The following is a 26,996-nucleotide window of genomic DNA, read 5'->3' as shown; positions in this document are numbered from 1 at the left end:
ATGACTGAAGCAACCAGAAGCGGAGGATGCCAATGCGGTGCCGTGCGGTTTCGCATTCGCGGCCAGCTCGGCCGCCCCTCGATCTGCCATTGCCGCATGTGCCAGAAGCAGTTCGGCAATTTCTTCTCCGCGCTCGTTACCGCACCTGAAGACGGCTTGGAATGGACGCGCGGTGAACCGACCTATTTTCAGTCCTCCGTCAATATTGACCGCGGTTTCTGCAAGAACTGCGGTACGCCGTTGACCTACCGTCATCCGGGCGGCCTCGAAATCGCCATCGGCGCCTTCGACGAGCGCGACGATCTCGCTCCGCAGATCCAGGTCAACCACGCCTATCGCTTGCCCTGGGTGGAGACGATCTTCGAAAAGCCCATCCATCAGGATCCGGACTTCTACTCGCGGCAGGAGCAGATCATTTCCTTCCAGCATCCCGATCACGACACCGATATCTGGCCGGCGGAGGGGCTGAAAATATGACCGAGATACTGCGCACGCTTTATCCGGAAATCGAACCCTATGCTTCCGGCCATCTCGATGTCGGAGACGGTCACGTGATCTATTGGGAGCGCGTGGGAACGCCAGGCGCCAAGCCTGCCGTCTTCCTGCATGGTGGCCCGGGCGGCGGCATCTCGCCGAGCCACCGCCGCGTGTTCGATCCGGCGCTTTACGACGTGACCCTGTTCGACCAGCGCGGCTGCGGGCGCTCGACGCCGCATGCCGGCCTGGAAGCCAATACGACCTGGTACCTGGTTGACGATATCGAACGACTGCGCAAAATGGCCGGTGTGGAAAAGTGGCTGGTTTTCGGCGGCTCCTGGGGCTCCACGCTGGCGCTCGCCTATTCCGAAACGCATCCGGAGCGGGTTTCCGAACTGGTTGTGCGCGGCATCTATACGCTGACGAGAGCCGAGCTCGACTGGTATTATCAGTTCGGCGTCTCTGAGATGTTCCCTGACAAATGGGAGCGCTTCATCGCCCCTATCCCGCCGGAAGAGCGCCATGAGATGATGGCGGCCTACCATCGGCTGCTGACGCATCCCGACAAGGCCGCCCGCCTGGAGGCCGCCAAGGCATGGTCGATCTGGGAAGGCGAGACGATCACGCTTCTGCCGGAGCCTGCCGTCAGCGCCCAGTTCGAGGATGCGGAATATGCGCATGCCTTCGCCCGCATCGAGAACCATTTCTTCGTCAATGCCGGCTGGCTCGAGGAAGGCCAGCTGCTGCGCGACGCCTACAAACTGAAAGACATTCCCGGGGTCATCGTCCACGGCCGCTACGACATGCCCTGCCCGGCACGCTATGCCTGGGCGCTGCACAAGGCCTGGCCGAAAGCGGAATTTCACCTGATCGAGGGTGCCGGCCATGCTTCGTCTGAGCCTGGCATTCTGGATCAGCTCATCCGCGCCACGGATAAGTTTGCAGGCAAAGCATAGGCCGGGCACCCCAGTATCAATAACCGGTTCGCCGGAGGAAACAGTATGACACGCGAAAAAATCTATCTCTTCGACACGACGCTCCGTGACGGGCAGCAGACCCCCGGCATCGATTTCTCGGTCGAGGACAAGATTGCCATTGCGACCATGCTGGATGAGTTCGGCCTGGACTATGTCGAGGGCGGCTATCCCGGCGCCAATCCGACCGATACGGCTTTCTTCAGTGAGAAGCGCACGAATTCCGCCTCTTTCGTCGCCTTCGGCATGACCAAGCGCGCCGGCATCTCCGCTTCCAACGATCCCGGCCTTGCGAGCCTGCTGCAGGCGAAATCCGACGCGATCTGCTTCGTGGCCAAGAGCTGGGACTATCACGTCAAAGTGGCACTCGGCTGCACGAACGAAGAGAATCTCGAAAGCATCGCCGAAAGCGTCAAGGCGGCCATCGGCGTCGGTAAGGAAGCGCTGGTTGATTGCGAGCACTTCTTCGACGGTTACAAGGCCAATCCGACCTACGCGCTCGCCTGCGCGAAGACGGCCTATGATGCCGGAGCGCGCTGGGTCGTGCTCTGCGACACCAATGGCGGCACGCAGCCGCCGGAGATCCGCGCCATCGTCGAGGCCGTCATCGCCTGCGGCGTCCCCGGGCACTGTCTTGGCATCCATGCCCATAACGACACCGGCCAGGCGGTTGCCAATTCGCTTGCCGCAGTCGAAGCGGGTGTGCGCCAGATCCAGGGCACACTGAACGGCATCGGCGAGCGCTGCGGCAACGCCAACCTGATCACGCTGATCCCGACACTGGCGCTGAAGAGAGCCTATAGCGAGCGTTTCGAAACCACGATCGATGCGGAGCGGCTCGTCGGGCTGACCCGCCTTTCGCACGCCTTCGACGAACTGCTCAATCGCTCCCCGGACCATCAGGCGCCCTATGTCGGCGCCTCCGCCTTCGCGACCAAAGCGGGTATTCACGCCTCGGCGCTGCTGAAGGATCCGCGCACCTACGAGCACGTGCCGCCGGAAAGCGTCGGCAATTTCCGCAAGGTCATGGTGTCCGATCAGGGCGGGAAGTCGAACTTCATCAACGCCCTGAAGCGGCGCGGCATCGAGGTCGGCAAGGACGACCCGAAGCTCGACCAGCTGATCCAGATCGTCAAGGAACGCGAAGCGACGGGCTATGCTTACGAAGGCGCGGATGCGAGCTTCGAGCTGCTGGCACGCCGCACGCTCGGCACCACTCCGGAATTCTTCGCGATCGACGGTTTCCGCGTCATGGTCGAGCGCCGCTTTGATTCCCACGGCCGGGTAAAGATCGTCTCGGAAGCGGTGGTGAAGATCATCATCGACGGCGAAATCATCATGTCGGTCGCCGAAGGAGATGGCCCGGTCAATGCGCTCGACCTGGCTCTGCGCAAGAATTTCGGCAAATACCAGCATGAGATCGACGATCTGGAGCTGGCCGACTTCAAGGTGCGCATCCTCAATGGAGGTACGGAGGCCATCACCCGCGTTCTGATCGAATCCATGGATAGCGACGGCGTACGCTGGTGGACGGTCGGCGTGTCGGAAAATATCATCGACGCGTCGTTCCAGGCACTCATGGATTCCGTCATCTACAAGCTGATGAAGAACCGGCATATGGCTGGCAAGATCGCGGCGGAGTAATCCGCGGCCCATCAAAAAGCTTGACGATGCCGTCAATGAAATGAATTAGCCATGCCGCATGCATTGGAGTAATCCCGTCTCAAATAACAGAGAATGACGGGAAAATTCATGGCCACCGACGCGGTCCAACCGGAAATCAAGAACAGCGATGCTATCCGGGGCTTCGGCTTCGCGCTGACTGCCTATCTCTTCTGGGGCATTCTGCCGCTCTATATGAAGGCGCTCGCGCATATCTCGGCCTTCGAGGTTATCGCCCATCGCATTGTCTGGTCGGTTCCCGTCGCCGGTATCGTGCTGCTGGCGCTTGGCCGACTGGGCGACATCAAGGCGGCGTTTCGCAATCGGCGGACGATCGCCATGGCGTCACTGACCGCAGCGCTCGTCACCATCAACTGGGGAACCTATGTGTGGGCCATCGGCGCCGGCCATTCGCTCGATGCCGCCCTCGGTTACTTCATCAACCCGCTATTCAGCATCGCGCTCGGCGCCATCCTGCTCAAGGAAAAACTGGCACCGACGCAGGTCGTCGCCATCTGCCTTGCAGCCATTGCGGTCATCATCCTGACGGTGAAGGCCGGCACCGTACCCTGGGTGGCGCTGACACTGACCTTGACCTGGGGCTTCTATGCCTTTTTCCGCAAGACGCTGCCCGTTGGCGCCAATCAGGGCTTCTTCATCGAGGTGCTGCTGCTCTGCATTCCGGCAGCGCTTTACATCCTCTATCTGGAGGCGCGCGGCGAAGGCCATTTCTACCAGACCGGTCTTTCCGATACTGGACTTCTGCTCGGCTGCGGGCTGGTAACGGCGCTGCCGCTGATGATCTTCGCCAACGGTGCAAAGCTTCTTAGAATGTCGACCATCGGCATCATGCAGTATATCGCACCGACAATGGTCTTCCTGATCGCCGTCTTTTTGTTCAAGGAGCCGTTCGACACGCCACAGCTCATCGCATTCTCGCTGATCTGGGCCGGTCTCGTGCTCTACAGCTGGTCGATGCTGCGTCAGAGCAGGGAGCGCTAACCAGCAAGCCTGGTTAGCAGATCCTTAATCAAAGCTTGGAAATGACGGCTTCTTCGCCGCCGCGGTCGCCATGCGTCTCGGCGGCGTGCTTGCGGATGGCCGGGATGATATCGGCGATCTTGTCGATGACCAGCGGCTGGACGCGGTGGGCGGTATGGATGAAGCCCTCTTCCATCATATGGCGGATGAGTTCCATCATCGGATCCCAGAAGCCGTTGATATTGGCGAAAACCATCGGCTTTTCGTGACGACCGAGCTGACCCCAGGTCATGATCTCCACAATCTCTTCCAAAGTGCCAATGCCGCCGGGCAGCGCCACGAAAGCGTCGGCGCGCTCGAACATGCCATGTTTGCGCGCATGCATGTCAGGGGTTATGATGAGTTCGTCGAGCTGACCGAGCGAATGGCGCGTCGCTTCCATGTCGACCAGAAATTCCGGAATGATGCCGGTGACTTGACCGCCGTGCGATAGCACGCCGCTTGCGACAGCGCCCATGATGCCCTTCGTTCCGCCGCCATAGATCAGGCGCAAGCCGTTTTCGGCAATGCTTTTGCCGAGTTCGCGGCCGGCAGCCATGTAGGAAGGATCGCGTCCCGGCTGCGAGCCACAATAGACGCAAATGGTTCGAATTGGCGTGGAATCGTCGGTCATGGATGCAAAGAACTATGCTGCAGATGCGCAGTCAAGATTTTTCAAAGGAAAACTTGTGTCGGAACATGCGAAAATGGCTGAGAAAGCTTGTAAAAGCAGGCGAAATCGCTAGCAATTTCAGGAGTTGCGACGACTTCGCCGCGTGGAGATGAATGATGATGAAGAACCGTGCCGGTTGGCTGGCTCTGTTGGTGTTGGCAATTGCGACCCTGCTGATGGTCTTTTTTGTGATGCCACGCATCAACGGCGACAAGAATCCAATCGGCAGCGCCGTCAATCAGGCAGGCGACGCAGTGAAGAATACGATCGAGGAAAACGCGCAGAAGGCCGGTGAGGCCACGCAGAATGCCGCATCGGGCGCCGACAACACCGCCGATCTTGTGAAGAAGCTGACCGAGCTCACGGGGGCTGCCACGGCCTCGCTTACGGATCTCAAGGCATTGTTCAAGGATGGCGCCAGCCCGGCTCAGGACGTCTTTGCCGCTGCAAAGACGAAGGCGATCACGGCGCTGCAGTCGATCGTCGGCTTCTCCCTTCCGCAAGGCATCGACGCGACAACGACGGGGCTCGTCAAGAAGGTACAGGACGGGGCGGCCAAGGCGCTCGTCATCACCCAATCTCTCCCGGACAACGCCGCGGAAGCCGGCAGCGCGATCGACAAGGCAATGGCGGCACTGACCGGCCAGGCAGCACCTGGAGCTGCGGCACCTGGGACAGACGCTGCTGCAAAATCTCGGGTACCGTCATTCGACGTGCTGCGTGTCGAGCCGGATGGCTCCACAGTCATTGCCGGCTCGGCCGAGCCGAACGCGAAACTGGAGATCGTCGATGGGGATAAAGTGGTCACCACGACCAATGTCGGCCCGAGCGGCGACTTTGCCGCCGTCCTCGACAACCCGCTGCCGCCCGGCGATCATGAGCTGATGCTGCGGGCGACGGGCAAGGACGGCAAGGTTGCCACCTCAGAGGAAGTTGCCACCGTCTCCGTGCCGAAGGACGATTCGACGCAGCTTCTCGCAATGGTCTCCAAGCCGGGCGCCGCAAGCCGCATCATCACCGCCCCCTCGGTCAAGCAAGGCCGCGTGGCATCAGCCGATCAGAATGCGACGGCTGCACAACCGCAGACCAAGGCAACGGACGGTGCTGCGACGGCAACGGATGCCAAGCCGCAGCAGCAGGACGGCGCGGTTGTCGCATCCGCCAACCCCGCAGCCGGCACGACTGCGAAGACGGGTGCAGGTCCGGAGGTCGTGGTCAACGCCGTCGAAATCGAAAACGACCATATCTTCGTTGCCGGCAGCGCGAAGCCGAATTCCAAGGTGCGCGCCTATGCCGACGACAAGCTCATCGGCGAGAACGTTGCGGAAGCGGATGGCCATTTCGTCGTCGACGGACCAATGCCGCTTGCCGTCGGCGACCACAAGATCCGCGTCGACGTGCTCGACGGAGCAGGCAAGGTCACTGTTCGCACCAACGTCAACTTCACGCGGCCGGAGGGCAATCAGGTAACGGTGGCGGCTCAGACGCCGCCTGCCGCCAGTGGTCCGGGACAAGCATCGGCCACGAGCATGGTGCCGCTCGACGAAGGCGAGCTCGCCAAGCTCAAGGAAGGCGCCGGCAAAGCCTTCGCACTGCTCAAGAGCCTGTTTGCCGACGGCAAGCAGCCAAATGTGGAACAGCTCGCTGCAGCTCGCTCCGGCACGGAAATCGCCCTGAAATCGCTTTCGGAATTTCGTCCGTCCATCAATGCCACTGCGGACCTGAAGAAGGCCGCGGCCGACGCGGCGAGAGCTGCGGCCAAGGCGCTGGGCGCATTGGAGCTCCTGCCGAAGGATGCGAAATCGGTCGGCGCGGCGCTGCCGGGCCTCGAACAACTTGTCGCAGCGGTTACCGCTCCCGTTCAAACGCCACCAGCGCAGCCGAACGTGGAGGTTTCCTCCAGCGACGGCGGCCCGAAAACGCTGGAGCAGGCACCGCTTTCGCAAGACGCCAATGCCGTCATCATTCGCCGTGGCGATACGCTCTGGCAGATTTCCCGCCGTACCTATGGTGCCGGCGTGCGCTATACGACCATCTATCTGGCCAACGAGGACAAGATCAACAATCCGGACCGGATCCTTCCAGGTCAGGTCTTTGGCCTGCCGAAGGATGCGCTGCCGAATGCCGAAGAACTTCACCGCAAGCGGCTGTCCGGCGAACATCTCTAGGGCGGAAACTCCCACCATTGGCACCATCAACAATGGCCAGGCGCCTCAGCGTCTGGTCATTGCTTTTATGCGTCATAAAAATAGTGTAAGCGTCGCGCGACCTTCATCGCCTTCGCCGAACGGTCTGTCCCGCATGCGAAGGTTTCACAGCCAGCCGTGCAATGGTTGCCACGCCAGGCTGTGCCAATCATTCGCCGGAGACGGGCATGGCTGACCGCAACAAAACAATATCGGCGGATTCCAGCAATCCGATGAACACGATCGTCAATCTCTGGCCCTATATGTGGCCGACCGGGCGCATGGACCTGAAAATGCGCGTCGTCTGGGCAACGGTCTTCCTGCTGGCTTCCAAATTCTTCCTCCTGCTGGTCCCCTATTTCTTCAAATGGTCCGTCGATGCGCTGAACGGCAAGCTCGACATGCAGGGCATCCTGCCGGCCTTCATGGTCGGCGCCATCGCATTGATCGTCGCCACCAATCTGACGCGCCTGATCCAGCTCGGCCTCAACCAGCTCCGCGACGCGCTGTTTGCGAGCGTCGGCCAATATGCGGTGCGCCAGCTCGCCTACAAGACGTTCGTCCACATGCACGAATTGTCGCTGCGCTTCCATCTGGAACGAAAGACCGGCGGCCTCTCGCGCATCATCGAACGCGGCACAAAGGGCATCGAGACCATTGTGCGCTTCACCATCCTCAACACGTTCCCGACCTTCATCGAGTTCCTGCTGACCGCCATCATCTTCTGGCGCGGCTACGGCTTCTCCTATCTCGCCGTGACGGCGGTGACCGTCTGGCTTTATATCTGGTTCACCGTCAGGGCGAGCGACTGGCGCATCTCCATCCGCCGGACGATGAACGACAGCGACACGGACGCCAATACGAAGGCGATCGATTCGCTGCTGAACTTCGAAACCGTCAAATATTTCGGCAATGAAGAGATGGAGGCCAAGCGCTTCGATCAGTCGATGGCGCGCTATGAGAAGGCCGCCACGAGCGTCTGGACATCGCTCGGCTGGCTGAACTTCGGCCAGGGCGTGATCTTCGGCCTCGGCACGACGGTCATGATGGTCATTTCCGGCCTGTCGGTTCTGAATGGTCACCAGACGGTCGGCGACTTCGTCTTCATCAACGCGATGCTGCTGCAGCTTTCCGTGCCGCTCAACTTCATCGGCTTCGTCTATCGCGAAATACGTCAGGGCCTGACCGATATCGAGGAGATGTTCGACCTGCTCGAGGTCAGGCCCGAGGTGGTCGATGCGCCTGATGCCAAGGAGCTCGTCATCGGCAATGGCGCGATTGCGTTCAAGGATGTGCATTTCGCCTATGATCCCGCAAGGCCGATCCTGAAGGGCATTTCCTTCGAGGTGCCTGCCGGCAAGACCGTCGCCGTTGTCGGCCCTTCGGGTGCTGGGAAATCGACGCTGTCGCGCCTGCTCTATCGTTTCTACGACGTGCAAAGCGGTTCCATCACGATCGACGGGCAGGACCTGCGCACCGTGACGCAGAAAAGCTTGCGCAAGGTCATCGGCATGGTGCCGCAGGATACCGTGCTCTTCAACGACACCATCGCCTACAACATCCGCTATGGACGGCCGGGCGCGAGCGAGGCGGAGGTGACGGCGGCAGCCGAGATCGCCCAGATCGGCGAGTTCATCCGCAATCTGCCCGAAGGCTTCGATACGAAGGTCGGGGAGCGCGGCCTCAAACTGTCGGGCGGCGAGAAGCAGCGCGTCGCGATCGCCCGCACCATTCTCAAGGCGCCGCCGGTCCTGATCCTCGACGAGGCGACCTCGGCGCTGGACACGACGACCGAGCGCGAAATACAGGCCGCCCTCGACGTCGTTTCGAAGAACCGCACGACATTGGTCATCGCGCACCGCCTTTCGACTGTCATCGGCGCGGACGAGATCATCGTGCTGAAAAGCGGCGTGATCGCCGAGCGCGGCACGCATGCGGATCTCCTGGCGCAAAATGGGCTGTATGCCTCCATGTGGAACCGACAGCGCGAGGCAACACAGGCCGAGGAACATCTGAAACAGGTGCGCGAAAGCGACGATCTCGGCGTTATTGACCGGCTGGCGCCTGCCAGCTGAGGCAGCCGCGCAAAGCCCGCAACAAGCGGCCTTGCATGGGAACCGGTGCGTGGCGCTATGCACGGACCGCTGTCACGAGGCTGAGATGACAGCTTGCTAGGTACGAGGGTCCATTCAACGGAGCCCCCCAAAATGCGTACTATTGCCAAAGCTTTAAGCATATTGTTCGTCGTCGGCCTTGCCTCGCCGGTTTTCGCCGAGGACGCCAAGCCATTCACCGACGCCAGGGAAATCAACCTCCTCGATTTGCTGCCGCCGCCGCCTGCCAATGATTCCGCGCAGATGAAGGCCGAGCTGGGCGAAATCCTGACGATCCAGGTGACCCGCACGCCGGAAATGGCTGCTCGCGCCGTGGCCGACGCGGAAGAGAATGTCTGGCGCTTTTCCGATGCCATCGACAATCCGAAGTTCACCAAGGAAAACCTGCCGAAGTTTTCCGCCTTCTTCGATCGCATCGTCGAGACCGAGGGCGCTGTCGTTGATCCGGCCAAGAATGTCTGGAAGCGTCCGCGCCCGCATCTCTACAGCGACCTGGTCAAGCCGATCGTGCCGCTCTCCAAGTCCGGCTCCTATCCATCCGGCCACGCCACGCTCGGCACGCTGATGGGTATCGTGCTGTCGAACATGGTGCCGGAAAAGCGCGCCGTCATCATGAGCCGCGCCTGGGAATATGGCCATAACCGCATCGTCGGCGGCATCCATTACGCCTCCGACATCGAAGCCGCCCACATTGCGGGCACGGTCATCGCAGAAACCATCATGACGCATGACGACTACAAGGGCGAATACGAGGCTGCCAAGGCAGAGCTGCGCACCGCCCTCGGCCTCTGATTTAGGCTTGGAGCGGCTCAGCTTTCCAACGGAAGCTCTGAACCGCTCGATCTTTTGTTGCCTGGCAACTGCGAAATGAAAAGGCCGCCGCCGTCCTCGGCGGCCTTTCATTGCATCTGATGCGAGTTCTCACAGGCAACTCTTTTCAAGTCAGGGGATCGTTGGCATCTTGGCGCAACGCGGATTGCGTTGGGGGAGAACGTGCGAGAGCATTGCCCATGACAGCGTTTGCCTGTAGTCACGCTCGACTGGTAATCAGAGCAAGACTGCGTATCTTATTCGCATTCTTTTGACCGGCATGATCTCCTCCCGCGACCGCGACCCGGTTTTCGGTGAGGGTGCCCTAACGGAGTAGGCCATAGATGAGCTTATTGAACAGCGTACGCAACGTCATCGTTCCGGTACACAAGGAAGGCTATCCCTTCGTTGCAGGTTTCTTCGTCGCGTCGCTCGTGCTCGGCTGGATCTTCAAGCCGCTCTTCTGGATCGGCCTGATCCTCACGCTCTGGTGCGCCTACTTCTTCCGCGACCCCGAACGCATGACGCCGCAGGACGACGACCTCGCAATCTCGCCGGCTGACGGGAAGGTCTCCGGCGTGCAGATGGTGACGCCGCCGGCGGAACTCGATCTCGGCACCCAGCCGATGCTGCGCATCTCGATCTTCATGAACGTCTTCGACTGCCATGTGAACCGTTCGCCAATGCGCGGCCGCATCACCAGCATCGCCTATCGCCAGGGCAGTTTCCTCAATGCCGAACTCGACAAGGCCAGCGAACAGAACGAGCGCAACGGTCTCGTCATCGAGACCAAGCATGGCCAGATCGGGGTCGTGCAGATCGCCGGCCTCGTCGCCCGCCGCATCCTTTGCTTCGTCAATCCGAACGAACCGCTGGATGCCGGCGAGCGCATCGGCCTCATCCGCTTCGGCTCCCGCCTCGATATCTTTCTGCCCGAAGGCGCTTCGGCGCGTGTCGCCGTCGGCCAGCGGGCGATCGCCGGCGAAACCGTTATCGCCGAATTCGGCTCGACAAAGGGCGCAACCCTTAGCCGCCGCAGCTGAACCCTGGAACATTTCCGCGTTAACAAGCTACGGAAATGCCCCATATCATTGTTTTCATGCAATTCCAGACGCAACCCTGCTTCGCAGTCTTGCTGGAATTGCTCCAGGAACACGAACGAGATGAAGACGCCTTTTCCGCCTTTCGAGCCGCATGGGCCCAATGACGAAGCGCGTGGACCGCGCCTTCGGGAAATCCCGCTGCGGCTGATCGTGCCGAACATGATCACCGTTCTGGCGATCTGCGCGGGCCTGACGGGCATTCGTCTCGCTTTCGAGAACCGCTACGAGCTTGCCGTCGTTGCCGTCTTGGTCGCCGCCTTCCTCGATGGTATCGACGGGCGCGTGGCGCGGCTGATGAAGGCGACTTCGAAATTCGGCGCACAGATGGATTCGCTCGCCGATATCGTCAATTTCGGTGTCGCTCCGGCGCTTGTCGTCTATGTCTTCCTGCTCGACCAAGCCCGCTCCCTTGGCTGGATAGCCGCGCTGATCTACACGATCGCTGCCGGCCTTCGCCTTGCCCGCTTCAACGTCATGGCCGAGCGCGAGCACAAGGCCTCCTGGCAGTCCGAATATTTCGTTGGCGTGCCGGCGCCTGCCGGCGCCATGCTTGTACTGCTGCCGGTCTATCTCGGCTTTCTGGGTCTGGCGCCGGACCGTACCTTCGCCTATTGGGGAGCCGCCTACACCGTTCTGATCGGCTTTCTTCTGGTCAGCCGCCTGCCCGTCTGGTCCGGCAAGTCGGAAGGCAGCCGCATCAGGCGTGATCTGGTTCTGCCGATCATGCTCGGCCTTGTCGTCTACGTCGCGATGCTGATGAGCTATACGTGGCATGTCATGGTGGTGACGGTCGTCGCCTATCTGCTCTCCCTGCCCTTTGGTGCGCGGTCCTGGGCCAAGAAATACGGGACCTATACCATCAACGGTCCCGGCGATCCGGATGTCGACGATTCCAACGACGATATCGGTCGCCATATCTAGTCAGGACGCTGAGGCGCTTTTGCCGGCATCGCCCGCTGCAACCGCAAGTCTGTAAGCTCCCCTTATTAAATCGGCGGCGCGGCGATCGGTCGCGGATCGAATGGAAAGCCGCCCCAGGTCTCGCTTTTCGGCGGATTCAAACATTGTGGCAGTGTGGATTCTACACGAGGATTCGGCGCTAATCTCTCGAAATATGGTCGTTGTTCACAAAAGCTGATTGGAAAACGCCTTCGATTTGTCATGATTCTCGACAAAACAGCACTACTTGATAGTGAATCGCGAAATGCTCTGGGAGAGCATGGTGAGGAGTGAGACATGACACAGAAGAAAGATCAGGCGGCACAACCGCAAGCAAAGATCGACCCTAGCAAGCATTACCGCCCGCTAGGCCTGAAAGCCGTTCTTGCAGCGCATCTGATGCTGAAGACGAAGCCTATCAAGAAGAAGATCGCTTAACAGCATAGAGCCCAAGCCCGCCGCCGACCAATGCCGGCAGGCATCATATCCGGTCGCACCTGTTGAATGGCCGCCGCTCAGAGAAGGCTAAGCTGGCCGTCTTCCGGATCCGCCTTCTTCGCCGGCTTCCTGACCGGATCGAGCGCTACGGGCGCCTGCAGGTCAGGCCCCATATTGGCGACCTTGTTGACACGATCCGAAACCGGAATCGCCTCGAAAAAATCCTCCTGGACCGGCGTCATCAGATCGAGGACCTCACGCGGCTCCTGCGTCTTGCAATCGAGCCAGCGGGCGAAATCCTCCGGCTTGATGACGACGGGCATGCGGTCATGGATGGACCGGATCGCGCTGTTTGCCGCGGTCGTCAGGATGGCGCCGGTATCGACCTCCGACCCATCGGCCGACGACCAGGTTTCCATCAGTCCGGCAAAGGCGATGACGCCGCCGCTGCGCGGACGGATCCAATAGGCCTGCGGCTTCTCGCCGCTTTCCTTCGATGGGCGGTGCCATTCGTAAAAGCCGGAAGCGGGAATGAGGATGCGGCGATGACGCATGGCGGCACGGAAGGACGCCTTGCCGATCGCCGTTTCCGCCCGCGCATTGATCAGCAGCGGAAACTCCTTTGGGTCCTTCACCCAGTCGGGCATAAAGCCCCAGCGCACGAGCAAGGCGCGGCGATCCGGCATGTTGCTGCCCGGCCGCTGCCTGTCGCCCGATATGACGACAAGGATCGGCTGCGTCGGTGCGATATTATAGCGCGCGGGGAAAGCCTCGTTCAGCAGGACGCCGAGCGCTTCCCCCACGTGATCTGCCGTCGATGTCAAAGCGAAACGTCCGCACATGGGTCCTGTTTTGCACTCGAAACGCGGTGGGTCAAGTTCAGCCGCGAGGGCCGAAGAGAATGATCGCGGCACCGGCCAGGCAAACGACGGCGCCTGTTATATCCCACCGATCCGGCAATCGCCCTTCGGCCAGCCAGAGCCAGAGAATGGAAGCGACGATATAGACGCCGCCGTAAGCAGCAAAGGTGCGCCCGGCAGCCTCGCTCGGCACCAATGCGAGCAGCCAGGCAAAGAGCGCCAGCGAGACGAGGCCGGGCACAAGCCACCAGACCGGTTTTGCCAGGCGAAGCCAGGCCCAGAAGGCGAAGCAGCCGCCAATTTCGGCCAAGGCCGCCAAGGCATATAGCCCATAGATCATCTCGATGATCACCCGCACATTCGGCGCGTGCGACTCGCCGCGCCTTTCGAGGGCGAGTTAAGGGGCTTTCCCTAGGGACAGCAAGAGCGGTTTCCTGTAGAGGATGTTCGTCGATAGTCTCCGGTCACCACCCTGATCTCCTCATTCGAATGCGATGCGATCCATGACCTCCCCGCCCCGCCCCGCCTCCTCTGCCATCCTTGAGCGCAACGGCCGTTTCCTGCTGGTGCTGCGCAGCAATCCGCCGTCCGCCGATATGTATGCCTTTCCGGGCGGACGGGCCGAGGAGGGAGAAGCGCCTGATGAGGCGGCGCTGCGCGAATTCAGGGAGGAGACCGGCATATCAGCCCGCAACCCACGCCTGTTCGAAACCTATGATCTGCGCTCCCATGCAGCCGACGGAACACTCACAAGCCACTTCCTGCTTTCCGTCTTCCTCGTCGATGCCGATGAGGATGCGGTTGCCGAGGCGGCCGACGACGCGGCGGCCATCGGCTGGTACACGCTGGAGGAGGTGCGCCGCCTGCCCGTTCCGGCCAGCGTGCTCGAATGCGTGGAACGACTTGCTGCAGCAAACGCATAGCTCAGCCCCGAAATTAACGATGCTGAACAATATCGGCGTGGAAACTACCTAGCGCGCCTTGTTCCCGTCATGCTTGTCCGCTCAACATGGTTACATGATTCATAACAGCCTTGGCCGACCGCTTCTGATCTGCATCGCGCTCGCCGCAGCCTTCCCCGCTGCCGCGCAGCCGGCGGCAAGCGCGCCGCCTGCACCGGCGCCCGACGCGGAGAATGCCGAACGGCCGACACCCTATGACGAGCAGCTTTCCCGGCTCGCCGAAATCCTTGGCTCGATCGACTATTTGCGCAATCTCTGCAGTCCGAAACGGGAAGACGGATGGCGGGGCGATATGCAGCAATTGCTCGATACCGAGACCAAGGGCGAGCAGAAACGCAAGGAAAAACTGACGGCAGCGTTCAACCGTGGGTATCGGTCCTTTGCATCGGTTTACACGAATTGCACGCCGCAGGCCCTCGTGGCGGAGGAGCGATACCGTAACGAAGGTGCAACACTGGCGACAGAAATCACCGCCCGCTTTGGAAATTGACGATTTATTAACCTCTTTTCATAGCGAGCCGTGTCGTTTTGGGAAAAGGCTGATAAAGTTGTTAAGCAAGTGGTAAGGACATGAACGTCTTAAGGAAAGAATCAATGGAAACCAGCCTGAATGAAATCGACGATATGATCGTCCATGAAAAAATGCAGGCAGCGCTGGAATACCAGAACGAGGCTTGGGCCGACGGCATGGCTGATGGTATCGAGCCCGAAATCATCGCCGATGCGGCCATTGCACATGCTATTCGCGAGACGATCCGCATTCAGGGCGAACAGGGCGCGGAAGCCTTGCTCGAATCGCTGCGCGAACGCATGCTGGCTGGTGAATTCTCTCCGAACCGTACCCTGCAATAACAATCAGAGATTGCTTATGCGTATCTTTCCGGGCAATGCGCTCTCCTGTTCCATTGCCTCGCTTGCTGTCGTGACCCTGCTTTTGGGTAGTACTGCCCTGCCGTTGCCGGCCCTTGCTTTTTCCCAACTCAACCCTCCGGCGTCCCAGGCAAAGGACGCAGCGCAGTCCACCCAGCAAAAGAACGGGAAGCCGATCGAGCAGGCGCTGGAGGCGCCGACGAACAACAATGCCCTGCCAACGCCCGAGCCACTGATCAACAAGCAGGCAAGCCAGAGCAGCGGCGACGCTTCGAACGCAAACAAGTCGGTCGAGTTCCTCTACGATATCGACAAGGCGCCCGAGCCGGTAAAGAAGCTCCGTACGGCGATCGTGGAAGCTGCCGCTTCCGGTGATCTCGAGCGCCTGCGTCCGCTGATGAATGTCGGCGGCGGCCTCAAGCAGACGCAGGTCACCGCCGACGATCCCGGCGAGGACCCGATCAAGACCCTGCACGATCTTTCAGGCGATCCCGACGGCATCGAGATCCTGTCCATCCTGCTCGATATCATGTCGACCGGATTTGCCCATGTCGGCCAGGGAACGCCCGATGAGGTCTATGTCTGGCCCTATTTCGCCCAGAAGGATATCAAGACGCTCTCCACACCAGAAAAGGTCGATCTGATGCGCATCGTCACGGCCGGGGATTATGCCGACATGCTGGAGTTCGGCGGTTATAATTTCTATCGCGTCGGCATCACGCCGGACGGCCGCTGGAAATTCTTCACCTCGGGCGAATGATCCGGCTGGGGAACTTGCGGTTCCCCGCCGAAGGCCCTACCTCTGCGTGATAGGCCAAATCAGCGGATCCATCATGCCAGCCGTATTCCTAAGAGAGCGTTCCTTCATCCGCATCGCCGGCGCGGAGGCAGAAGCGTTCCTGCACAATCTCATCACCACCGATCTCGTCTCGCTCGGCGCAAATGAAGCGCGCCCGAGTGCGCTGCTTACGCCGCAGGGCAAGATCCTGTTCGATTTCATGATCTGGCGGGATGGTGCCGGCTTTCTGCTGGAAACCGATGCGGCCCAACGGGAGAGCCTGCTGAAGCGGCTCACCATGTACCGCCTGCGCGCCGAGGTCGATTTCGGCACAGAGGACATCCAGGGCATTACCGTCGCATGGGGCGATGCGGTTGCGGGCGGCCCCAAGGACAGCCGCTTCGCCAAGGCTGATATCGCGCTGACGCGAACGCCCGGGGAGCATGGATACGATGATACCGAGGCCCTCTATGACGAACTGCGGATCGCCAACGGTATCGCCATCTCCGGCCGCGATTTCGCGCTGCAGGATGTCTTCCCTCATGATGTGCTGATGGATCTTAACGGCGGCCTGGGCTTCCGCAAAGGTTGCTATGTCGGACAGGAAGTCGTCTCCCGCATGCAGCATCGCGGCACGGCGCGCAGACGCGTCGTCATCGTCAAGGGCCATGCCGAGCTGCCGGCTTCTGGCACGGACCTGACCGTCGGCGGCAAGCCGATTGGCACGCTCGGCTCGACCGTCGGCAGCACGGGCCTTGCCATTGTTCGCATAGACCGTGCCGGCGAGGCCATTGCCGAGGGTACGCCGATACAGGCTGACGGCGTGGAGGTCTCCGTGTCCCTTCCGGCCTGGTCCGGACTTTCCTTTCCCGAGCGCTCCGACGAGGCCTCGGCATGACATCGGGCAAGACAGCGCGCGCCTGGCAGCGCATGCTCTCCGGGCGTCGGCTCGACCTGTTGGATCCCTCACCGCTCGATGTCGAGATCGGCGACATCGCCCACGGCCTTGCCCGCGTCGCGCGCTGGAATGGGCAGACTTCCGGCGATCATGCCTTTTCGGTGGCGCAACACAGCCTTGCCGTCGAGGCGATCTTTCGTCATCTCAACCCGGCAACGCCCGATGAATGTCTTGCCGCGCTGCTGCATGACGCCCCGGAATATGTGATCGGCGACATGATCTCGCCATTCAAGTCCGTTGTCGGCGGTGATTACAAGCTTGTGGAACAACGGCTGGAAGCTGCGATCTACCGCCGTTTCGCCCTGCCCCCGCATTGCGCGCCGAAGCTGAAGGAAAAGATCAAGAAGGCCGATACGATCTCGGCCTATTTCGAGGCGACGCTGCTTGCCGGCTTCACGCCCGCGGAAGCGCGCAAGTTCTTCGGCCAGCCGCGCGACATCACGCGCCAGATGCTGCCGATCGATCCCATGCCGGCGATCGAGGCACAGCGACTGTTTCTCGAACGTTTCGATGCGATCGAGGCCGAGCGTGCCGCCATGAGGATCGGCGCATGACGGCGATCATCGTGTCGCCGCTGGCACGCATTGCCGAAATGGCCGTTCGACATGGAGCGTGCGAAATGATCAGCCTGATGGCGAAGGAACAAGCCTTTCACCGTCCCGCCGTCATCAAGGCGGATCGGCATCTGCTGCTCAACATGAACGATATCAGCTTTGCCGGAACCGGCGACCTCGTCGCCCCGCAGGAAACGCATGTTCGCGCCATCATCGATTTCGCCACCGGATGGGACCGTAGCGCGCCCTTGCTGATCCATTGCTGGATGGGTGTTTCACGTTCACCGGCGGCAGCGCTGATCGCAGCCCTGGCCATTCATCCCGAGGAAGACGATCTGATGCTGGCGCGCCGGCTGCGCTCAAGTTCGCCATTTGCCACGCCGAATGCCCGGCTGATTGCGATCGGTGACGATATGCTCGGACGCCGGGGCCGCCTGATCGCTGCGGTCAAGGAGATCGGCCGCGGCGCGGATGCGGACGGCAATGCGCCTTTCACCCTCCCACTGGCCGGATAAGGCGAGAGCCTGCAAAAAGGGAGATTGTCGTCAGGCGGCAATGCCGTCCGTCTGATCGGGATTCGGATGTGGCATTTGCTGTCCTATTGAATGACGGCGCATGCCAGGCGCTTGCCGGCGCCGCCGACAGGCTGGCTGCGATAGTCGTCCGACTCGGCATGGATCATCAGAGTGCGGCCGCGAATACCGTCCTTGCCATTCAGCGACACCATGCCGTTGAAGACCTGGGCGCGCAGCTTGCCATCCTCATCGACATACTGATTGGGCATGTCGCCGGCATGAGGCCCATTGGCGGCGAGAAAACCATGCTCTGTCTTGGCAGGATTGAAATGGCTGCCGGCCGACTCGAAACCATGCGCATGGTCGCAATGGCTGTTTTCATGAATATGGAAGGCGATCCAGCGATTGGCGGGCAGACCGGAAACTTCCATCTCGATCAGCACACCCTTCTTGCCTTCCGTCAAGGTCGCCCGTCCTGCCTGCTTGCCGTCAAGACCGACAAAATCGGCGGTCGCGGTATTTTGATTTTGGGTTTGCGCCGCCGCGGGCATGGCTGCTGCGAGTGCGAGAATTGTAACGATCGTTATCCGGTGCATGGAATGACCCTCCCTGTTCCGCTTGGCAATTGCCCAACGCGATGACAGGCGCGAGTGTTCCGGCGATCGGGAAATGAACTTCCTTCAAAACGATAAGGCGACCTGCCAGCATCCTGGCAGGTCGCCAATATCATCGGGCAAAAGCACTCGTCAGGCCGCTACGCTGTCGACGTCATACTGGCCGTAGGTGCTGTTGTAGGCATCCATCGGCGACAACAGATCTAGATCGAAACCGACATTGGATTCCGGCGACTTGGCCGTGGAGGCTGTACCGGCGTTCGGCAATTGCATGAGCTTGGCTATCAGGCCACTCAGCGCACCGTTCGAACCATCGGCGGCAGAGTCGGTATTGTCGACCTCGAGGATGCCGGGGCGCTCGTCCACGGAGCGTTCCTCTAGGCTCAAAAGACCGTCGCCATTCGAATCGAGGCGCGAAAGCGTGCCGCGATACGGATAGGAGCTATTGGATACGGAAGAAACATGGGACATACAAACCTCCTAAGGTAGGAGCCGCCTCATGCGACGTCGTTTGTACGCAATACATTCGGAGTTAAACTACGAATATGCTCTTAAGCTGCTTCGCGCCGCCGGTAAAGACAAATTGTTAATGAGTATTAACCATAGTTTTTAAGCGGTAAATCCATATTCCCTAATATTTCCCGCACGACCCGGCGTGAGGATGTCGGGCATAATCCCCTGGAATCATAGGCGAATCTGAGTATCTATCCTTACCGCGCGAGCCGTTTCGTATATTGTGCGACCGATCGCCCGTGGAGAGGATATGATGGAATTGCTACCGCTCGTCATCCTGATCGTCGGCATTCTGGTGCTGCGAGGCCACAACCTCCGGATAAAGCAGCTGGAAGCGCGCGTTCAGGAGCTGCAAAACGCCCTTGCCGGCAAGATGCTGACGGAGGATGGGAGCGAATCGATTCCAGTGCCGCACTTGACGGTTCATCCTGTGGCACAGCCAGTCGACGACGAGCGGCAAGCGGTAATCGACAATGGATCAGCCGCCGAGACCGGAGAGCCCGCCGACGCGCGCGGCGTCGACGACACATTCGAGGAAAGTCCCTCGCCCGTTGAGAGCCAGGCACCCGTTCAGGCAAAGGAAAGCCTTGAGAGCACGATCGGCGCGCGCTGGGCCGTTTGGGTCGGCGGTATCGCGCTGGCGTTCGGCGGCATCTTCATGGTCAAATATTCGATCGAAAGCGGCCTTCTCAGCCCCGGCGTCCGGCTCACCCTCGCGGCGCTCTTCGGCCTTTTCCTGATTGCCGCGGGCGAAGTGATCCGCCGCCGCGTCGCGCCGGTGCTGAACAACACCTTCCAGAATGCAATGATTCCCGGCGTGCTGACGGCAGCCGGCGTCGTCGCCCTGTTCGGCTGCACCTATGCGGCGCATGGCATCTATGGCTTCATCGGACCGGCGACAGCCTTCACCTTGCTCGCTTTGATCTCGCTCGCCACGCTCGGACTGTCGCTGTTGCACGGGCAAGCGCTCGCCGGCCTCGGTCTTCTGGCGTCGATGGCAACCCCCGCGCTGATTGCTTCCACTGCGCCAAGACCCTGGATTCTCTTCGGCTACCTCGTGCTGACCTGGGTTGCGACCCTATTGGCGTCGCGCCTGCGCCGCTGGCTGATTACACCATCGCTCGCCAATGGGCTGCTGAGCCTCTGGCCCTTGTTCTATATCGGCTTCAGCCCTGTGGTCGACCTGACGCCGGTTACGCTCTCCATGCTGGCAATGATCGGCGGCACCCTTTTCCTCTGGCCCGGGCGCTATCCGGTCTTGGAACCGATAAAGCACGATGCCGCAGCACCGGCTGCCGACGGCATCTCCCTGCCGCTGACTGCGGCCGGTCAATGGACAGCGTTTCTCGGCAGAGCGCCGCTCGGCATGACGCTGACGGCAGCGGTCGGTGCACTCACGGTGTCGCTCTGCCTCATCACCTTCAGCCTTCAACAGGGATATCCCATTGTCGATGCCACATTCATGTTCGCGGCAATCGTCGCGACGGTTGCAGCCTTCGGCGCCGGCCGTCTCTACGCGGCCTGGGCAACGATCCTGTCCGCGCTCACCGGTATCGTCGGTGTATTCGGTGTTCTGACCCGATGGATCGCCGGCATCGAAGCCGGCGGCACGGATGGCACCGTCAACCTGCAGAGCATGGTGCTCTATGAAGTGCTCGGCCTCGGCGCCCTCTTCGTGCTGATCGGTGCCTTTTTCCTCAGGCGTTTCGCCGGACAGGAGAAGCCCTATGCCGCTCTCTGGAGCCTTGTCATGGCCGCCACGCCGCTGGCGATCGCCACGATTAGCTTCGTCAATTTCGGCAACTGGACGCTCGACTGGCTGCATGGCCTTTATGGCATCGGGCTGGCTGTCGCGCTCATCGCGCTTGCCGAATGGCAAGGTCGCCGCAACGGTGAAGGACTGAACCTGCCGGCGAATATCCTTGCCGCCGGATCCTTTGCCGCGGCCGTCTTCGCCCTGCATACGCTTGCGCATCATGCCACGGCCACGATCCTGCTGCCGGTTCTCGGCATCATCTATCTGCTGGCGGGGCGCCTGCGCAACTGGCCCGTTCTTCCGTGGACGATGGTTGCCGCGCTGGTCATCGCCATGGGGCGCATCGCCTGGCAGCCGACGATCGTCGACCCCTCGGAACTCGGCACGACGCCGGTCTTCAACATGCTGCTTGCCGGCTACGGCATTCCCGCGGCCCTTGCCGTTTTTGCGGCCTTCATTGTTCGCCACTCGCCGAGCCTGCGGCTGCGCAATGCCCTGCAAGCTCTTGCCTGCTTCCTCGCACTGCTGACCATTGCCATCCTTGTACGCCATGCCATGAACGGCGGCGTCCTGAACGATGCGGTTCCGACGCTCGGCGAGCAATCAATCTACACGCTGCTGGCGATCGGTGCCTCGGCGACGCTGATGGCGCTCGATCTGAGCGCGGCAAGCCCGGTCTTCCGTTATGGCGGCATGGCGCTCGGCGTCATTTCGGTCGCCATGATCCTGACCTTGCATCTGCTGGGACTGAACCCTTTCATGACCGGCGAGAGCACGGGCCGTATCCCGCTCTTCAACCTGCTGCTGCTTGCCTATCTTCTGCCCGGTGTCGCCTATGGCGGGCTGGCGCTCTTTGCCCGCAACCGACGTCCCCTGCCCTATGTCATCATGTTGGCTCTGGCTGCAGCCGTCATGGCTTTCGCTTGGGCGACGTTATCGGTGCGCCGCTTCTGGCAGGGCGAATACATCCCGTTCTGGAACGGCTTCATCCAGGGCGAGCTCTATTCCTATTCCGTCGTCTGGTTGCTGATCGGCATTGCGCTTCTTGGGCTTGGAACCCGCTTCGAGGCGCGGAGCCTGCGCATCGCCTCGGCGGCGTTGGTCTTCATCGCGGTCGTCAAGGCCTTCCTGATCGACATGGCAAGCCTCGAAGGTTTCCTGCGGGCGCTGTCCTTCATCGGCCTTGGCGCTGTTCTGATCGGCATCGGCCTGTTCTATCAGAAGATCCTCACGCGCAAGAAAGCGGCGGAGTGATTGCGGCGAATCCTTCAACCCGGTAGGACGGGGAACCTGCCGACAGATCAATCCGGAGCGACCGCGAACATGGATACCGATAAGATGGCGCGGGCTTTTGCCCCGTTCGAGGCACTGGCTGCGGATCTCATTCCGCACGCCGCCAATGGTGACGACGGTTCGCACGATATCGCCCATATCCTGCGTGTCTTTAGGAACGCCATGGCTATCCAGGCCGAGGAAGGCGGCAATGCGCGGATACTCGCCGCCGCCGTGCTGCTGCATGATTGCGTTGCCGTGGAGAAGAACTCGCCGCATCGGGCGCAGGCCTCGCGGCTTGCCGCCGAGAAGGCTTCGGGCATTCTGCGGCAGCTTGGATGGGCCGACGAGGATATTGCCGCTGTGGCGCATGCAATCACCACGCATAGTTTTTCCGCCAACCTGCCAGCGGAAACGCTCGAAGCGAAGATCCTGCAGGATGCCGATCGGCTGGATGCAATCGGCATGGTCGGCGCTGCCCGCTGTTTCTACATCGCCGGGCGTCTCGGCTCCGGCCTCTACGACCCGTTCGATCCGCTGGCAAGCGAACGGCCGCTTGACGACAAGCGCTTCGCCATTGACCATTTCGAAACAAAGCTGTTCAAACTGGCGGACGGATTCCAGACGGAGACCGGGGCCAGGTTTGCCGGAGCAAGGCATGACCGGCTGAAGACCGTGCTGGCAATGTTCATCGACGAAATCTGAGGGCCATCCATGCATGTCAGCGATCTTTTCATCTATCCCCTCAAAAGTGCCCGCGGCATCGCCATTCCGTCGGCCGCCGTCGATGCTTTCGGTCTCGCCGGCGATCGCCGCGCCATGCTGGTCGACCCTTCGGGCCACTTCATCACCCAACGCGAATTGCAGGCGCTGGCCCGGATCGATATCCAGCCGGCGCCCTCCCACCTGCGCCTGAAGATGGAGGGCAAGGCTGACATCATCGTGCCGCCGCCCCACCCGGACAACCGCATGGACATCGTCGTCTGGAAATCCAATGTCAGCGCCTCCGTTGCCGACGAGGAAACCAATAAGGCCCTGTCGGCCTGGCTGGATCGCGAGGTCAGGATGGTCTTCTTCGACAGGCTCGCGAAGCGCATCGCCAACCCGGAATGGGCCGGCGAGGATACGCCTGTGACCTTTACCGACGGATACCAGATCCTGGTCACCACCACCGGCTCGCTGAAGGCGCTCAACGCCAATCTCGCCAGCCATGGTGAAGGCGCCGTCGGCATGGAGCGCTTCCGCCCGAATATCGTCATCGATATCGACGAGGAATGGCCGGAGGATCGCTGGGCAGCCATCGAGATCGGCGGTATCCGCCTCGATCTCGTCAAACCCTGCTCCCGATGCATCATGACGACACAGGACCAGCAGACCGGCTCGCGCGATGTGCCCAACCCCATGCCGGCCATGGGCCGTATTCGCATGTCGGCCGACCGGCGCGTGCCGGGACCGCTCTTCGGTTGGAACGCCGTGCCGCGCGGCGAAGGCTCGGTGAAGATCGGCGATATGGTGACCGTGCTCGAGGAGCGGCCGGAGGGGTGGGCTCTCAAGCGGCGATAGTCGTTCCGCCAATTGTTTAGCTTGCGGACCCAAGGCAGCAGGCGCATGCTTATCGCTCGTTTTGAACCCGTCGGTTGCGGCTAAGATAGTCGTGGCGTGCGGGCTTGCGCGAGGTGCGTCCGATGGAGTGCGCCGGCTGCGGTTTCGATATTCAGAGCGGCTTTGCTTTCTGTCCGCGATGCGGGGCAAGGCAGCCTATCTCCTGTGCCGCGTGCGGCTATCCCTGCCAATCCGACTTTGCCTTCTGTCCCCAATGCGGCGCGGCGATTTCCGACAAGGCCCAGCCCGCAGCCAAGCCGGCCATCAAGACTGCGCCTGCAAAATCCGAGGATGATGCCGACCGGCGGCCGGTAACCGTGCTTTTTGCGGATCTCTGCGGCTTCACGACATTGAGCGAGCAGATCGATCCCGAAGTCATGCGGATGCTGCAGAACGAATTGTTCGAGGAAATGACCCAGGCAGTCGAGGCCTATGGCGGCTTCGTCGACAAATTCGTCGGCGATGCGCTGCTGGCGCTGTTCGGTGCGCCGGTTGCCCATGAAGACGATCCGGTGCGGGCACTGAATGCAGCACTCGACATGATCGAGCGGGCGGCGCAGGTCGGCGAGCGCTGGCAACCGCGTGCCGGCGTCCCGCTGCGGCTGCATATCGGCATCAACAGCGGTCCCGTCGTCACCGGCGGCTTCGGTGCCGTCAGCACCAAATCCTATTCCGTGACAGGCGATACGGTGAATACCGCCCAGCGGCTGCAATCCATGGCCGGCGAAAACGACATCCTCGTCGGACCGCTGACCTATCGCCTCACCCGCCATGCCTTCGCCTTCGACAGCCTCGGTGCCCAAGCCTTGCGTGGCAAAAGCGGCAATGTGCTTGTCCATCGGCTGAAGGGACCGCTGGAGGCACCGCATGCGGCGCGCGGGCTCGAAAGCTTCGGCCTTCAGGCACCGATGATCGGACGCGATACGGAACTGTCGCGGCTTTTGACCTGCCTCGACCTTGCCCGCGGGGGTGCGGCGCAGCTTGTCCGGCTCATCGGCGAAGCGGGTATCGGCAAGTCGCGGCTGGTCAACGAGTTCATCGGCATTGCAGGCGACACGGCCCGCTTTCCGGGCCTCGCCATCCGCAAGGCGACCTGCTCGCCTCTCGGCGAACAGTCCTATGGGACGCTTGCCGCAGTCGTGCGCAGCGCCTACGGCATCGGCGAGCGCGACAATCTCGACAGGATGCGACAAATGCTGGCGACGGGTTTCCGCGCGCTCGATCTCACGCAGGAGGATATCGACGGGCTTCTGCCGCTTTTCCTGCATGTTCTCGGCCTGGGTGACCCCAGCGGGGCGTTGCGCCATATCGAGCCGGAACAGTTGCGCCGGCAGATCTTCTATGCGGTCCGCACCGTGTTCGAGCGGCGGCTCGCGCAAGGGCCTTTGCTGCTTGTCATCGAGGATCTGCATTGGGCCGATGCCGCTTCGCTGGAAGTGCTTCGCTTCATGATGGATCGGCTGGAACGCAGCCGGCTCATGCTGCTGGCGATCTACCGGCCGACATCGCAGATCGACCCGCTGGATTCCAATCGGGTCAGCGTCACCGTCCAGCGTCTCGGACCACTCGCCGCCGCCGACGGGCGGAAGCTGCTCGCCGCCTTTTTTGGCGAGAGCCATGGCAAGCTGCCGGTTGCGATGTGTCAGCGCATCCTCGATCGAGCCGGCGGCAACCCTCTCTTCATCGAGGAGATCCTTCGGGGATTGATCGACATGGGCAGGCTGCACAATGACGGTCAGCGCTGGCAAATTGCGGCCGAAGACACGGATGTCGATATTCCGGTCAATCTGCAGGCTCTGTTGCTTGCCCGTGTCGATCGCCTGCCGCAGGAGATCAGACGGTTGGCGCAGGAGGCGGCGGTAGTCGGGCCGAAATTCGACACCGCCCTGCTCCGCACCATCGCAACCGATCCGGCAGCCATCGATGCTGCGTTGGATTTTCTATGCGATGCCGATGTCATCGAGGAATTGCGCGGGCCGGATGCCGGTGCGTCACCCACCTATCGTTTCAGCCAGTCGCTGTTGCATGACGTCATCTACCATAATCTCCTGCTGCAGCGGCGCATGGAGCTGCATCACCGGATCGGCCGGGTTCTGGAGCGCCAATATGGCTCGACGCCGGACCGGCCGGAGCATCTGGCGCAGCTCGGCCATCATTTCAGCCTGACGATAGAGAAGGCAAAAGGTGCCGTCTATCTGATGGCCGCAGGCGATCTGGCGCGCAAGACCTACGCCAATGACGACGCGATGCGCCTTTATCGCCAAGCGCTTGCCACCTTTGCAAAAGAGCCGAAATTAGCGCCGGAACAATCGGCGCTCCTGGAGCGTCTTGCCGATCTCTACGGCCCTGCCGGTCGCCGCGATGCCGCGTTGGATCATTATCAACGAGCGCTGGCGATCTATCGCACCGGAGACGATCGGATGGCCGCGGCGAGGATATTGCGCAAGATCGGCCGGCTGCATCTCGAAGCGGGGCGCCGCGATCAGGCGGAAGCGCACTGCGCCGAGGCCGAAGCGATGATAGCGATGATCGACGCACCGGTCGAGCACGCGCATCTCTTGCAGGAGCGCGGCCATCTGGCCTTCCGCATGGGCGACCAGGCTGCAGCCGCCGAATGGGCGACGCAGGCCCTGCAACGGCTGGAGATGCTGCCCATCGACGGAACGACCGAGGCAGGACGGGAGGCGGCCCGCGCCATGGCGGAGGCGCTGAACACCAAGGGCGTGGCACTTGCGCGACTGGGCCGCCGCCGCGATGCCGTGCAGGAAGTGGAACGCAGCCTCACCGTCGCCGAAAAGGCCGATCTGCAAAGTGCTGCCTGTCGCGCCTATTCCAATCTCGGCGTGCTCTACACCATCGTGGATCCGGCTCACGCCATCAAGATTTGCCGGCGGGGGCTGGAGGTCGCGACCCGCATCGGCGATCTCGGCTTTCAGGCGCGCCTTCTCGCCAACCTTGCCGTTTCCTGCTGCACCTTCACCGATCGTTGCGCCGCCGAGGGCGTGCCGGCAGCGGAGAAGGCGGTGGAAATCGACCGGGCGCTCGATCAGCGCGACCACCTTTCCGTGCCCCTGATCGTCCTTGGGCAGATCCATCAATGCCACGGGCAGCCGAAGCTGGCTCGCAAGTATTACGAGGAAGCCCTTGAGGTCGCGAAGGAGATCGATGAACCTCAATTGCTCTTTCCATGCTATGATGGCTTGGCGACACTGAGCCTGGAACATGACGACCTGGCCGAAGCAGAGCGATTTTTCACGCTGGCACAGGATGTGTGCATGCGTCACAACCTCGATCCAGGAACACTCGTCGTATTGCCGTTTCTCGACTGACCGCCTCGCTTTGACGG

26 protein-coding genes are annotated in these 26,996 nt (G+C 61.3%); 21 read left to right on the top strand and 5 right to left on the bottom strand.

What is annotated here, in order from left to right:
- From DQ393_RS15860 to rarD, 4 genes are all read left to right on the top strand, one after another.
- Positions 1-477 (top strand): GFA family protein, encoded by a 477-nt coding sequence (locus tag DQ393_RS15860; RefSeq protein ID WP_112342720.1) that lies wholly within the window; start codon positions 1-3, stop codon positions 475-477.
- The gene (pip, locus tag DQ393_RS15855; protein WP_112342719.1) at positions 474-1,433 is read left to right on the top strand and encodes a prolyl aminopeptidase; all 960 of its coding nucleotides are present in this window, start codon (positions 474-476) and stop codon (positions 1,431-1,433) included. The genes DQ393_RS15860 and pip overlap by 4 nt, the downstream gene beginning before the upstream one ends.
- A 45-nt stretch (positions 1,434-1,478) precedes the next feature.
- Positions 1,479-3,095 carry a citramalate synthase gene (gene cimA / locus DQ393_RS15850; protein WP_112342718.1) on the top strand — a complete coding sequence of 539 codons (1,617 nt, stop codon included), beginning with the start codon at positions 1,479-1,481 and terminating at the stop codon, positions 3,093-3,095.
- 108 nt (positions 3,096-3,203) lie between these two features.
- Complete coding sequence (rarD, locus tag DQ393_RS15845) at positions 3,204-4,115, top strand: EamA family transporter RarD (RefSeq protein WP_112342717.1); 912 nt, start codon at positions 3,204-3,206, stop codon at positions 4,113-4,115.
- Between the two features lie 28 nt (positions 4,116-4,143).
- Here rarD and DQ393_RS15840 read toward each other — a convergent pair whose 3' ends face one another.
- Positions 4,144-4,767, bottom strand: coding sequence for a TIGR00730 family Rossman fold protein (locus tag DQ393_RS15840; protein WP_112342716.1), 624 nt, complete (start codon positions 4,765-4,767; stop codon positions 4,144-4,146).
- 155 nt (positions 4,768-4,922) lie between these two features.
- On the opposite strand from DQ393_RS15840, the gene DQ393_RS15835 reads away from it, so the two are divergent.
- The 6 genes from DQ393_RS15835 to DQ393_RS33470 all read left to right on the top strand — a co-directional run bounded on the left by DQ393_RS15835 (position 4,923) and on the right by DQ393_RS33470 (position 12,396).
- Positions 4,923-6,974 carry a LysM peptidoglycan-binding domain-containing protein gene (locus DQ393_RS15835; RefSeq protein ID WP_112342766.1) on the top strand — a complete coding sequence of 684 codons (2,052 nt, stop codon included), beginning with the start codon at positions 4,923-4,925 and terminating at the stop codon, positions 6,972-6,974.
- A 206-nt stretch (positions 6,975-7,180) separates the two neighbouring features.
- Positions 7,181-9,067: an ABCB family ABC transporter ATP-binding protein/permease gene (locus tag DQ393_RS15830; RefSeq protein ID WP_112342715.1), complete on the top strand. Its 1,887-nt coding sequence runs from the start codon at positions 7,181-7,183 to the stop codon at positions 9,065-9,067.
- A gap of 132 nt (positions 9,068-9,199) precedes the next feature.
- The gene (locus DQ393_RS15825) at positions 9,200-9,898 is read left to right on the top strand and encodes an acid phosphatase (RefSeq protein ID WP_112342714.1); all 699 of its coding nucleotides are present in this window, start codon (positions 9,200-9,202) and stop codon (positions 9,896-9,898) included.
- Positions 9,899-10,260: 362 nt separating this feature from the next.
- Positions 10,261-10,959 (top strand): phosphatidylserine decarboxylase, encoded by a 699-nt coding sequence (locus DQ393_RS15820; protein ID WP_112342713.1) that lies wholly within the window; start codon positions 10,261-10,263, stop codon positions 10,957-10,959.
- Between the two features lie 120 nt (positions 10,960-11,079).
- On the top strand, positions 11,080-11,940 hold the full coding sequence (gene pssA / locus DQ393_RS15815; RefSeq protein WP_112342712.1) for a CDP-diacylglycerol--serine O-phosphatidyltransferase: 861 nt from the start codon (positions 11,080-11,082) through the stop codon (positions 11,938-11,940).
- Positions 11,941-12,255: 315 nt separating this feature from the next.
- Positions 12,256-12,396 (top strand): hypothetical protein, encoded by a 141-nt coding sequence (locus DQ393_RS33470; protein WP_169644843.1) that lies wholly within the window; start codon positions 12,256-12,258, stop codon positions 12,394-12,396.
- Positions 12,397-12,473: 77 nt separating this feature from the next.
- On the opposite strand, the gene DQ393_RS15810 is transcribed toward DQ393_RS33470, so the two are convergent.
- Together DQ393_RS15810 and DQ393_RS15805 are read right to left on the bottom strand one after the other, a co-directional pair.
- Entirely contained in the window at positions 12,474-13,238 is a 765-nt protein-coding gene (locus tag DQ393_RS15810) for an SOS response-associated peptidase (protein WP_112342711.1), read from the bottom strand.
- Positions 13,239-13,275: 37 nt separating this feature from the next.
- On the bottom strand, positions 13,276-13,596 hold the full coding sequence (locus DQ393_RS15805; protein ID WP_112342765.1) for a YnfA family protein: 321 nt from the start codon (positions 13,594-13,596) through the stop codon (positions 13,276-13,278).
- A gap of 163 nt (positions 13,597-13,759) precedes the next feature.
- Between DQ393_RS15805 and DQ393_RS15800 the strand changes: the two genes are divergently transcribed.
- The 7 genes from DQ393_RS15800 (at position 13,760) to DQ393_RS15770 (ending at position 17,893) form a co-directional block, all read left to right on the top strand.
- The gene (locus DQ393_RS15800; RefSeq protein WP_112342710.1) at positions 13,760-14,179 is read left to right on the top strand and encodes an NUDIX hydrolase; all 420 of its coding nucleotides are present in this window, start codon (positions 13,760-13,762) and stop codon (positions 14,177-14,179) included.
- Between the two features lie 94 nt (positions 14,180-14,273).
- Positions 14,274-14,708 (top strand): TIGR02301 family protein, encoded by a 435-nt coding sequence (locus DQ393_RS15795; RefSeq protein WP_112342764.1) that lies wholly within the window; start codon positions 14,274-14,276, stop codon positions 14,706-14,708.
- A gap of 104 nt (positions 14,709-14,812) precedes the next feature.
- Entirely contained in the window at positions 14,813-15,070 is a 258-nt protein-coding gene (locus DQ393_RS15790; RefSeq protein ID WP_034507811.1) for a hypothetical protein, read from the top strand.
- 16 nt (positions 15,071-15,086) lie between these two features.
- Entirely contained in the window at positions 15,087-15,848 is a 762-nt protein-coding gene (locus DQ393_RS15785; protein WP_112342709.1) for a hypothetical protein, read from the top strand.
- Between the two features lie 73 nt (positions 15,849-15,921).
- On the top strand, positions 15,922-16,764 hold the full coding sequence (locus DQ393_RS15780) for a YgfZ/GcvT domain-containing protein (RefSeq protein WP_112342708.1): 843 nt from the start codon (positions 15,922-15,924) through the stop codon (positions 16,762-16,764).
- Complete coding sequence (locus DQ393_RS15775) at positions 16,761-17,378, top strand: YfbR-like 5'-deoxynucleotidase (protein WP_112342707.1); 618 nt, start codon at positions 16,761-16,763, stop codon at positions 17,376-17,378. Before DQ393_RS15780 ends, DQ393_RS15775 begins: the two co-directional genes overlap by 4 nt.
- On the top strand, positions 17,375-17,893 hold the full coding sequence (locus DQ393_RS15770) for a tyrosine phosphatase family protein (protein ID WP_112342706.1): 519 nt from the start codon (positions 17,375-17,377) through the stop codon (positions 17,891-17,893). Before DQ393_RS15775 ends, DQ393_RS15770 begins: the two co-directional genes overlap by 4 nt.
- A gap of 83 nt (positions 17,894-17,976) precedes the next feature.
- Here the strand turns inward: DQ393_RS15770 and DQ393_RS15765 are convergent, their stop codons facing one another.
- Positions 17,977-18,489: a superoxide dismutase family protein gene (locus tag DQ393_RS15765; protein ID WP_112342705.1), complete on the bottom strand. Its 513-nt coding sequence runs from the start codon at positions 18,487-18,489 to the stop codon at positions 17,977-17,979.
- 150 nt (positions 18,490-18,639) lie between these two features.
- Positions 18,640-18,978 (bottom strand): hypothetical protein, encoded by a 339-nt coding sequence (locus tag DQ393_RS15760; RefSeq protein ID WP_112342704.1) that lies wholly within the window; start codon positions 18,976-18,978, stop codon positions 18,640-18,642.
- 295 nt (positions 18,979-19,273) lie between these two features.
- On the opposite strand from DQ393_RS15760, the gene DQ393_RS15755 reads away from it, so the two are divergent.
- From DQ393_RS15755 to DQ393_RS15740, 4 genes are all read left to right on the top strand, one after another.
- Positions 19,274-22,030: a DUF2339 domain-containing protein gene (locus DQ393_RS15755; RefSeq protein ID WP_112342763.1), complete on the top strand. Its 2,757-nt coding sequence runs from the start codon at positions 19,274-19,276 to the stop codon at positions 22,028-22,030.
- 69 nt (positions 22,031-22,099) lie between these two features.
- Complete coding sequence (locus DQ393_RS15750; RefSeq protein ID WP_432422005.1) at positions 22,100-22,753, top strand: HD domain-containing protein; 654 nt, start codon at positions 22,100-22,102, stop codon at positions 22,751-22,753.
- 9 nt (positions 22,754-22,762) lie between these two features.
- Entirely contained in the window at positions 22,763-23,611 is an 849-nt protein-coding gene (locus DQ393_RS15745) for an MOSC domain-containing protein (protein WP_112342703.1), read from the top strand.
- A gap of 122 nt (positions 23,612-23,733) precedes the next feature.
- Positions 23,734-26,979 (top strand): adenylate/guanylate cyclase domain-containing protein, encoded by a 3,246-nt coding sequence (locus tag DQ393_RS15740; RefSeq protein ID WP_112342702.1) that lies wholly within the window; start codon positions 23,734-23,736, stop codon positions 26,977-26,979.
- The last annotated feature ends 17 nt before the right edge of the window (positions 26,980-26,996 follow it).

Origin of the sequence: Martinezella tropici, assembly GCF_003287875.1 — a bacterium.
GTDB classification, from domain to species: domain Bacteria; phylum Pseudomonadota; class Alphaproteobacteria; order Rhizobiales; family Rhizobiaceae; genus Rhizobium; species Rhizobium tropici_C.
This window is presented reverse-complemented; position numbering and strand designations above follow the sequence as displayed.

Excerpts from the sequence above, each read along its gene's own strand:
- DQ393_RS15810 (WP_112342711.1), bottom strand. The coding sequence starts at position 13,238 with ATGTGCGGACGTTTCGCTTTGACATCGACGGCAGATCACGTGGGGGAA.
- DQ393_RS15750 (WP_432422005.1), top strand. The coding sequence starts at position 22,100 with ATGGATACCGATAAGATGGCGCGGGCTTTTGCCCCGTTCGAGGCACTG.
- DQ393_RS33470 (WP_169644843.1), top strand. The coding sequence starts at position 12,256 with ATGACACAGAAGAAAGATCAGGCGGCACAACCGCAAGCAAAGATCGAC.
- DQ393_RS15790 (WP_034507811.1), top strand. The coding sequence starts at position 14,813 with ATGGAAACCAGCCTGAATGAAATCGACGATATGATCGTCCATGAAAAA.
- DQ393_RS15820 (WP_112342713.1), top strand. The coding sequence starts at position 10,261 with ATGAGCTTATTGAACAGCGTACGCAACGTCATCGTTCCGGTACACAAG.
- DQ393_RS15860 (WP_112342720.1), top strand. The coding sequence starts at position 1 with ATGACTGAAGCAACCAGAAGCGGAGGATGCCAATGCGGTGCCGTGCGG.
- DQ393_RS15770 (WP_112342706.1), top strand. The coding sequence starts at position 17,375 with ATGACGGCGATCATCGTGTCGCCGCTGGCACGCATTGCCGAAATGGCC.
- DQ393_RS15840 (WP_112342716.1), bottom strand. The coding sequence starts at position 4,767 with ATGACCGACGATTCCACGCCAATTCGAACCATTTGCGTCTATTGTGGC.
- cimA (WP_112342718.1), top strand. The coding sequence starts at position 1,479 with ATGACACGCGAAAAAATCTATCTCTTCGACACGACGCTCCGTGACGGG.
- DQ393_RS15755 (WP_112342763.1), top strand. The coding sequence starts at position 19,274 with ATGGAATTGCTACCGCTCGTCATCCTGATCGTCGGCATTCTGGTGCTG.
- pssA (WP_112342712.1), top strand. The coding sequence starts at position 11,080 with ATGAAGACGCCTTTTCCGCCTTTCGAGCCGCATGGGCCCAATGACGAA.
- DQ393_RS15780 (WP_112342708.1), top strand. The coding sequence starts at position 15,922 with ATGCCAGCCGTATTCCTAAGAGAGCGTTCCTTCATCCGCATCGCCGGC.
- DQ393_RS15745 (WP_112342703.1), top strand. The coding sequence starts at position 22,763 with ATGCATGTCAGCGATCTTTTCATCTATCCCCTCAAAAGTGCCCGCGGC.
- DQ393_RS15805 (WP_112342765.1), bottom strand. The coding sequence starts at position 13,596 with ATGATCTATGGGCTATATGCCTTGGCGGCCTTGGCCGAAATTGGCGGC.
- DQ393_RS15800 (WP_112342710.1), top strand. The coding sequence starts at position 13,760 with ATGACCTCCCCGCCCCGCCCCGCCTCCTCTGCCATCCTTGAGCGCAAC.
- DQ393_RS15775 (WP_112342707.1), top strand. The coding sequence starts at position 16,761 with ATGACATCGGGCAAGACAGCGCGCGCCTGGCAGCGCATGCTCTCCGGG.
- rarD (WP_112342717.1), top strand. The coding sequence starts at position 3,204 with ATGGCCACCGACGCGGTCCAACCGGAAATCAAGAACAGCGATGCTATC.
- DQ393_RS15825 (WP_112342714.1), top strand. The coding sequence starts at position 9,200 with ATGCGTACTATTGCCAAAGCTTTAAGCATATTGTTCGTCGTCGGCCTT.
- DQ393_RS15830 (WP_112342715.1), top strand. The coding sequence starts at position 7,181 with ATGGCTGACCGCAACAAAACAATATCGGCGGATTCCAGCAATCCGATG.
- DQ393_RS15765 (WP_112342705.1), bottom strand. The coding sequence starts at position 18,489 with ATGCACCGGATAACGATCGTTACAATTCTCGCACTCGCAGCAGCCATG.
- DQ393_RS15785 (WP_112342709.1), top strand. The coding sequence starts at position 15,087 with ATGCGTATCTTTCCGGGCAATGCGCTCTCCTGTTCCATTGCCTCGCTT.
- DQ393_RS15795 (WP_112342764.1), top strand. The coding sequence starts at position 14,274 with ATGATTCATAACAGCCTTGGCCGACCGCTTCTGATCTGCATCGCGCTC.
- DQ393_RS15835 (WP_112342766.1), top strand. The coding sequence starts at position 4,923 with ATGATGAAGAACCGTGCCGGTTGGCTGGCTCTGTTGGTGTTGGCAATT.
- pip (WP_112342719.1), top strand. The coding sequence starts at position 474 with ATGACCGAGATACTGCGCACGCTTTATCCGGAAATCGAACCCTATGCT.
- DQ393_RS15740 (WP_112342702.1), top strand. The coding sequence starts at position 23,734 with ATGGAGTGCGCCGGCTGCGGTTTCGATATTCAGAGCGGCTTTGCTTTC.
- DQ393_RS15760 (WP_112342704.1), bottom strand. The coding sequence starts at position 18,978 with ATGTCCCATGTTTCTTCCGTATCCAATAGCTCCTATCCGTATCGCGGC.